The 7510-nt window shown below is 68.2% G+C and carries 6 protein-coding genes and 3 pseudogenes; 5 read left to right on the top strand and 4 right to left on the bottom strand.

From position 1 onward, the window contains the following. From VP06_RS38140 to VP06_RS15995, 4 genes and pseudogenes are all read right to left on the bottom strand, one after another. A pseudogene (locus VP06_RS38140) lies at positions 1-145 on the bottom strand (IS5/IS1182 family transposase); the annotation flags it as partial. A gap of 229 nt (positions 146-374) precedes the next feature. After that, a protein-coding gene (locus VP06_RS35055) for an IS5 family transposase (RefSeq protein ID WP_156295634.1) occupies positions 375-1141 on the bottom strand; the annotation gives its coding sequence in 2 pieces (ribosomal slippage) (positions 375-829 and positions 829-1141; 768 coding nt in all). Between the two features lie 831 nt (positions 1142-1972). Then, the gene (locus tag VP06_RS38750; protein ID WP_342586822.1) at positions 1973-2107 is read right to left on the bottom strand and encodes a glutathione S-transferase family protein; all 135 of its coding nucleotides are present in this window, start codon (positions 2105-2107) and stop codon (positions 1973-1975) included. Positions 2108-2539: 432 nt separating this feature from the next. Further along, a complete protein-coding gene (locus VP06_RS15995) occupies positions 2540-3085 on the bottom strand; it encodes a TetR/AcrR family transcriptional regulator (RefSeq protein ID WP_048464778.1) in 546 nt (181 codons plus the stop codon). 109 nt (positions 3086-3194) lie between these two features. On the opposite strand from VP06_RS15995, the gene VP06_RS15990 reads away from it, so the two are divergent. The 5 genes and pseudogenes from VP06_RS15990 to VP06_RS15970 all read left to right on the top strand — a co-directional run. Next, complete coding sequence (locus VP06_RS15990) at positions 3195-3983, top strand: SDR family NAD(P)-dependent oxidoreductase (RefSeq protein WP_048464777.1); 789 nt, start codon at positions 3195-3197, stop codon at positions 3981-3983. A gap of 34 nt (positions 3984-4017) precedes the next feature. Continuing rightward, the gene (locus VP06_RS15985) at positions 4018-5019 is read left to right on the top strand and encodes an NADP-dependent oxidoreductase (RefSeq protein ID WP_048464776.1); all 1002 of its coding nucleotides are present in this window, start codon (positions 4018-4020) and stop codon (positions 5017-5019) included. 20 nt (positions 5020-5039) lie between these two features. Continuing rightward, entirely contained in the window at positions 5040-5900 is an 861-nt protein-coding gene (locus tag VP06_RS15980) for an alpha/beta fold hydrolase (RefSeq protein WP_048464782.1), read from the top strand. A 95-nt stretch (positions 5901-5995) separates the two neighbouring features. Beyond that, positions 5996-7173 (top strand): annotated as a pseudogene (locus VP06_RS15975) (thiolase family protein). 112 nt (positions 7174-7285) lie between these two features. After that, positions 7286-7510 (top strand): annotated as a pseudogene (locus tag VP06_RS15970) (hypothetical protein); the annotation flags it as partial.

Below are 7510 nucleotides of genomic sequence, written 5' to 3'. Positions count from 1 at the left end.
CGACCGGCAGGAGGGGTTCCAATTCGCGCCGTTCGTCGGGCGTCAGATCACTCGGGTATCTCTGGTTGCGGCGATCGTACCGCGGTCTGTTCTCTTTGGTCCAAGCCACGGCCGAGCCATCAAGCCATTCACGACGTGCTGCCATTCCGCATAACCTTGAAATATACTGATGTCACCCTTTCCGAACGGACTCTGATGCGCGGGCTGGCGGCGGTCGAAGCCGAATGGACCCTGGTGGCGCTCGCCTACAACGCCAAGCGGATGGTCAAGCTCTGCGCCGCATGAACGCGGGCCGCCGCGACCGACCCGCAAATCTCAGCTATCCGCCAAAACACTCGAAACAGCCAAACCCGACAGGCTGCTAGGGCCTGTTGTCACTTGATCCACAGCAGTGTGGAGGCAAGGCAGAGGACGCCCATGAAGCTGGCGGCGGTCTTTTCGTAGCGAGTAGCAATGGCGCGCCACTGTTTGAGACGCGCCCAGAGTCGCTCGACGATGTTGCGGTTGTTGTAGATCCAGTCAGGGCAGGCGACCGGCGCCTCGTTGCTCTTGGTCGGGATGGCTGGCCGCGCTCCAGCGGTCCAGATCGCCTGGCGGAAGCCATGACTGGAATAGCCACGATCGGCCACGACCCATTTGGGCACGCCCGGGAGTTGATCGAGCAGCGGGAGGGCGTGGGGCAGTTCGTGTGCCTGACCGGGCGCGAGGCGGAAGCCTACGGGGCGGCCTCGTCCATCGGCGATCACGCAAGCCTTGGTGCCAAAGCCGCCACGCGAGCGGCCAAGAGCTTCACGATCGTCTCGCTCGGCTCCAGATCCCCCCTTTTTGCCGCGCCCGCCGCCTTCTGGTGAGCCCGGATGTTGGTGCCGTCGAGGAACACCATGCCCAGCGCGACGCCGCGGCTCTGCACGAGATCGAGGAGGCGTTCCCAGGTGCCGGCCCGCGCCCAGCGGATGAAGATCTGGACGGCGTGCCACCAAGGCCCAAGCTCGGCCGGGACAGCCCGCCAGGCGGCCCCGTTCTGATGCCGCCAGAGGATGGCTGAGAGGGCCCGACGCAGGTCCTGGGGCGGAGTCTTGCCCTTCGGCCGGCAGGCTTCGATCAGCGGTTCCAACTCGGCCCATTGTGCGTCCGTCAGCATCGCGCCTCCTCCGTCAAAACCGGGAAACGCTCAAATACGTACCGCTTTGATATGGACTCAGTACAGACCGCGCATCAACTTGTCGACGTTCGGCTCGTGGCCCTGAAGCGGACAGACTGCTAACGGCCATCATCAATCGTTCGTGCCGTCCATCAGACTGCCCGGAAGCGGACGTCGCAGGGGACTGCTTCGGGTCAGTAGTTCGCCTACCGCTTGTTCGGCTTTGCGCCAGTTGCGGACATTCGGTCGTAGCGGACGGAATGGCCGCTCTTATCCTGCGAGCTGCCACCGCATGGACTGGTCGCCCCGACCAGCTCTCAGACCGCGCGGTCGCCAGGAACCGATCCACTTCGGCCGAGGGATCCTCGGACTGACGCGAAAGTTCGCAGGCGGATCCCAGAACCTAACTCACCGCCGCTCCCGTTTCCTCCGCTGCTCCCGCCAGACACGGCTCTACGCCTGATCCGTCGACGCGGCATCCCCAGACGCGACCTCGAACCAAGTTCGCCGAATGGCGCGGTCAGGTTTTCGGATGAGCGCGGTCCTCAGACGCCGGGGGCGCTGCGAAGCGCCTCTCCTCGGGCTTGTGGACATACTAGCTGGCGATAAGAGCTCCTTCATCGGCCGGACCACCGGCACGATGGCGAGGAGCAGCAGGGAGCCCGAGGCCGGCCCCGGCCGCACGATAGCCCGCGGCGACGCGTCGGGGACGATGCGGCGCTCCCATCGCCCCCGGCCGCGAAGCCGGTCGGGCCGCTCACGCCGGTCGCGCGACGGCAGCAAGAACGGCGGCGCCGACTTGCCACGAAAATGTCCTAACGTAAATCTTATTCACTCGTACGGCCGGGTCGCGCTGTCCGCGGGACGCTCTGAGAATGCATCGTACCAGGCCGTCAAGGCCGGGTGCTGCTCGCGCCAGTTGATGTCGGCGAAGTGGAAATCGGCGTCGGCGAGGGCACAGCCCAGGGCGATGTGATCGATGCCGAACTCCTCTGATCAGCCCCCACGAGGTGGCCCGAGTGGAATGTTAATAGACCGAGGGCCTGGTCCTGCCGGCGGAGACGCGAGCCCTCGTCGATTGGGTGAGCGAGGCGTTCGAGGCGGAGCGGCTGGCTGAGCGTATGGCCGGCAACCTGGGGTGAATTCTCTGGTCACACGCAAATCAGGTGAATTCCAGGAAGCGGCGCTCGCAGTCAGCCATGGATCGATCCCGCCGGTGGATTGAACCCTGGGGCTTGTCCGCTTCCGAGCAGCCCTCGTAACTCATCGAACGACTGGGTTTGGTCGCAAGCGAAAGGACGGCACGGGATGGAAAGCTGAACGGCGGCCTTCGCAATCACCATGTTTCCAAGCAGACAACCTCACGTGCTCGACTGTCCCAACCGCGATGCGGCAACATCACATGTCCGCCGTCATCCAGGCACGCGTCTCAGCCAGGATCTCGTCCGATAGCGAAGGCTCGTCGACCGCGCGGGCCAGGATCAGCGCGCCCAGCATGGCGGCGTAGGTGCCGATGGCCTCGCGGTGCCGGTTCCCGGCAAAGGCGTCGGGCAGCGCCGTCTCCATTCGCGCGATCTGCGAACGGATGCCCGCCGTCATGGCGGCCCGTGCGGCCTCCGGCCGGAGACGGACGTCCGCGGCCAGGGCGGCCATCGTGCAGCCGCCGGCGGGGTCGTCCCGGTGGGCCGGCGACAGATAAGCATCGAGGAAGTCGGGAAGATTGCCCGCCGAGCCGACCTTCTCGGCCGCGGCGTGCTCGATGGCGTGCGCCATCAGATCATCCTTTGAGGCGAAGTGCCCGTAGAACCCGCCGTGCGTAAGGCCGGCGGCCTTCATCACCTCGGCCACCCCGACCGCATCGAAACCCTTCTCGCGGAACAGGCGGCTCGCCTCCGCGAGGATGCGCCTCCGGTTCTCCCGCATCTGCTCCTGGGTGACCCGCATCCCGAAAAATCCTCCTTCGCGGCCGTTGACACTATTATGATAGCGATCATATTAAAGTTCAATCATGACAGCAATCATGATTAACGACCCGCCTCGAACGGACCCCGTCATGTCGACCAAGCCCACCGTCCTCGTCACCGGAGCATCATCCGGGATCGGCGCGACCTATGCCGACCGGTTCGCGCGGCGCGGCCACGACCTCGTACTCGTCGCCCGCGACAAGGCCTGGATGGACGCCCTCGCCGAGCGTCTCAGCCGGGGGACCGGCGTGGCCGTCGACGTCGTCCAGGCGGACCTCACCGACGCGGCCCAGACCCGCGCCGTCGAGGCTCGCCTGCGCGAGGACGACCGCATCGGCGTCCTGATCAACAACGCCGGCGCCAACGTCGGCGGGGCCTTCGTCGAGCAGTCGCCGGACGACGTCGAGCGCATCGTGACCCTCAACGCCACGTCGGTGATGCGTCTGGCCCGGGCCGTGGCTCCCCGTTTCGCGGCGGCCGGCGAGGGCGCCATCGTCAACATAGGCTCGGTGGTCGGCCTGGTGCCGGAATTCTCGATGGCGGTCTACGGCGCGACCAAGACCTTCGTGCAGTTCCTGTCCCAGGGGCTGGCACACGAGCTCGGCCCGAAGGGCGTCTACGTCCAGGCCGTGCTGCCGGCCGCGACCCGCACCGAGATCTGGAGCCGCTCTGGCGCAGACGAGGCCTCGCTTCCGCCCATGATGGAGGTCGGCGCACTCGTCGACGCGGCCCTTGCCGGCTTCGACCGCCGCGAGCCGGTGACGATCCCGCACCTCCACGACGTCGGACAGTGGGACGCTTTCCAGGCCGCGCGCCAAGCGATGATCCCGGGCTTCGGCACGGTCGAGCCGGCCCCGCGCTACGCCCCGGCCGCCTGACCATCCAGCCCCCGAGTTCGGAGACCGTAGTCCCGTGAAGGCGTTCATCCTCGACCGATACAAGAAGAAGCAGCCGCTTCGGCTCGGCGACCTGCCGGAGCCCACGATGGGACCCGGAGACGTCCTGATCGAGCTCGCGGCGGCCGGGCTCAACGTCCTGGACGCCAAGATCCGCAACGGCGAATTCAAGGCGATCCTCCCCTACAAGACGCCCCTCGTGCTGGGGCACGACTTGGCCGGCACGGTGATCCGCGTCGGATCGGGGGTGCGCCGCTTCAAGGCGGGTGACGCGGTCTACGCGCGGCCGCGGGACGGTCGGATCGGCACCCTCGCCGAGCGCATCGCCGTCGACGAGGCCGATGTCGCCCTGAAGCCGAACAACCTCTCGATGGCCGAGGCGGCCTCGATCCCCCTTGTCGGCCTCACGGCTTGGCAGGCCCTCGTCGGGTACGCCAAGCTCAAGCCGGGCGACAAGGTGCTGATCCACGCCGGCTCGGGTGGAGTCGGCACCTTCGCCATCCAACTCGCCAAGCACCTTGGCGCGTCCGTCGCGACCACGACGAGCGCGGGGAACGCCGACCTCGTCAGGAGGCTCGGGGCGGACATCGTCGTCGACTACCGCCGCCAGGACTTCGAGAAGGTCCTGTCGGGCTACGACGTCGTGCTCAACAGCCTGGACGGCAAGACGCTCCGCAAATCCCTGGCGGTTCTGAAGCCGGGCGGGAAGCTGATCTCGATCTCGGGTCCGCCGGACCCGGCCTTCGCCAAGGCCCAAGGGCTGAACGTCTTCCTCTCACTGGCCGTGCGCCTTCTCAGCCTCGGCATCCGTCGCAAGGCCGAGGCACGCGGCGTCGACTACGCCTTCCTGTTCATGCGGGCGAACGGGGCGCAGCTCGCCGAGATCGCGAAGCTGGTCGAGGCGGGGACCATCCGTCCGGTCATGGACCGGATCGTCCCGTTCGCGGCGACCGACGAGGCCCTGACCGAGCTTGAGGCCGGCCGGTCCAAGGGCAAGGTCGTGGTCGAGATCCGATGACGGGAGCACCTGACATGGATATGCCACTCTCCCGCTTCTCCGATCCCGCACGACGGTGGGTGGACGCCCCGACCCGGACCGTCTCGGCCGCCGGCACCACCTTCGCATACCGGCAGCTCGGGCCTGCCAAAGGCGTACCGGTGCTCCTGCTCAATCACTGGGGCGCGAACCTCGACAACTTCGACCCGCGCATCGTCGACGGGCTCGCGGCCGGTCGCCCGGTCGTCGCCCTCGACTACCGCGGCGTCGGCGCCTCGGGCGGCAAGGCACCGCTCACGGTGGCGGAGATGGCGACCGACACGGTCGCGACGCTCCACGCGCTCGGGTTCGACCGCGTCGATATCGTCGGCTTCTCCCTCGGCGGTTTCGTGGCGCAGGAGGTCGCGCTGCGGGCGCCTGCCATGGTGCGCAGGCTGATCCTGGCGGGGACCGGTCCCGCTGGCGGCACCGGCATCGAGCGGGTCGGCGCCGTGTCTTGGCCGCTCATCCTGAAGGGGCTCCTGACCTTCAAGGATCCGAAGACCTACCTGTTCTTCACCGCCTCTGAGACGAGCCGGCGTGCCGCCGAGGCGTTCCTGGGGCGCCTGAAGGAGCGAAGCTCGGATCGGGACACGGCGGTCGGGATGGGGACGTTCCTGAGGCAGCTCAAGGCGATCAAGGCCTGGGGTCGGCAGGCGCCGCAGGACCTCGCTCGCATCGCGTGCCCCGTCCTCGTCGCGAACGGCGACCGGGACCTCATGGTGCCGAGCCCGAACTCGTCGGACATGGCGCGTCGGCTGCCGAACGCCGAACTCGTCTTCTACGAGGACGCCGGCCACGGCGGCATTTTCCAATACCACGAGGCCTTCACGCGGAAGGCGGTCGCCTTCCTCGATGCCTGAACGAGGGACCGTCGGAGGCAACGGGCCTCCTATGGGTTCGAGCCCTCCCCCGCGATTCCCGATTCGTCGAACGCTCAAGACGAGGCAGCACGACCATGCGTGACATCGTTCTTTGCCATCCCGTCCGCACCGCAATCGGCGCCTATGGCGGTAGCCTGAAGGGTGTGGCTGCGACCGACCTCGGCGCGACCGCGATCCGGGAGACCCTGAGGCGGGCCGGCCTGGAGGCCGGCAAGCTCGGCGGCGTGACGATGGGCAACGTCGTCCAGGCCGGCAACCGCATGAATCCGCCCGGCAGGCGGCCGTGAACGGCGGCGTGCCCGTCTCGGTGCCCGCGCTCACGGTCAACCGGGTCTGCGGCTCGGGCGCCCAGGCCATCGCCACGGCAGCCGACGAGATCCGGCTCGGGCACCACGACGTGGCGGTCGCCGGCGGCATGGAGAACATGGACCGCGCCCCGTACCTGATGGAGGGTGGCCGCTGGGGGTACCGCATGGGCCACGCCCAGATCCTCGACAGCATGCTGAACGACGGCCTCAACGACGCGTTCTCCGGCGAGCATTCCGGTTGGCACACCGAGGACCTCGCCGCGCGGTCCCAGATCGGTCGGGAGGCTCAGGATGCCTGGGCGGCCCGCTCGCAGGCACGGTTCGCCAAGGCGCAGGCCGCCGGCGCGTTCGACGCCGAGGTCGCCGCCGTCGAGGTCAAGGGCCGCAAGGGACCGGAGACGTTCGCACGCGACGAGGCGCCCCGGCCGGAGACGACGGCCGAGATCCTGGCCAAGTTGAAGCCGGCCTTCCGGAAGGACGGGACGATCACGGCGGGCAACGCACCGGGGCTCAACTCCGGTGCGGCGGCGATGATAGTGTCCGAACGCGGGTTCGCCGAGGCCAACGGCCTCGACGCCTACGGCCGTCTCGTCGCCTACGGCGTCGGAGCCTGCGAGCCCGGCCTGTTCGGCCTCGGGCCCGTCCCGGCCGTCCGGCAGGCGCTGGAACGGGCCGGCTGGGGGCTGGGGGATCTCGGGCGGGTCGAGATCTACGAGGCCTTCGCCGTCGTTCCCCTCGCCGTCGCGAAGGAGCTCGGCCTGCCGGAGGACATCGTCAACGTCGAGGGCGGCGCCATAGCGCACGGCCACCCCATCGGCGCGACCGGCGCTGTCCTGACGACCCGCCTCCTGCATTCCATGAGGCGGGACGGCATCCGGCGCGGTCTCGTCACCCTCTGCATCGGCGGCGGCCAGGGCATCGCACTCCTGCTGGAAGCGGTCTGAGGGCCGCTCCAGCAGCATCCGACCACCCGACGACCTGCCGGCCATACCGGCCGGCGGACCGTAGCGACCGGCGCATCACCTGAGGGGGTGAGACGCAGAAGGCTTCAACGTCATGACGAGCAAGTTCCCCGCCGCGATCCTGCTGGCCGCGTTCGGTTCCGCGCCGGTCCTCATCCCCAGCGGAGGGGCATCGGCCCGTCCGGCCATGCTGATCCACGGAAACTACTGCGGTCCGGGCAACAACGCTCCGCTGCCTCCCGTCGACGACCTCGATGCAGCCTGTGCGCGTCACGAAGCCTGTACCCCCGAAGGCGACCTAGAGCATTTTCCGTTCAAG

The sequence above is a fragment of the Methylobacterium aquaticum genome (assembly GCF_001043915.1).
In the GTDB taxonomy this organism is placed as follows: domain Bacteria; phylum Pseudomonadota; class Alphaproteobacteria; order Rhizobiales; family Beijerinckiaceae; genus Methylobacterium; species Methylobacterium aquaticum.
The sequence above is the reverse complement of the archived record's forward strand: the minus strand, read 5'-3'. Positions and strand labels throughout refer to the sequence as shown.

What these genes read in the sequence shown, in the direction of transcription:
- VP06_RS15995 (WP_048464778.1), bottom strand. Translation starts at nt 3,085, where the DNA reads ATGCGGGTCACCCAGGAGCAGATGCGGGAGAACCGGAGGCGCATCCTC.
- VP06_RS15990 (WP_048464777.1), top strand. Translation starts at nt 3,195, where the DNA reads ATGTCGACCAAGCCCACCGTCCTCGTCACCGGAGCATCATCCGGGATC.
- VP06_RS15980 (WP_048464782.1), top strand. Translation starts at nt 5,040, where the DNA reads ATGCCACTCTCCCGCTTCTCCGATCCCGCACGACGGTGGGTGGACGCC.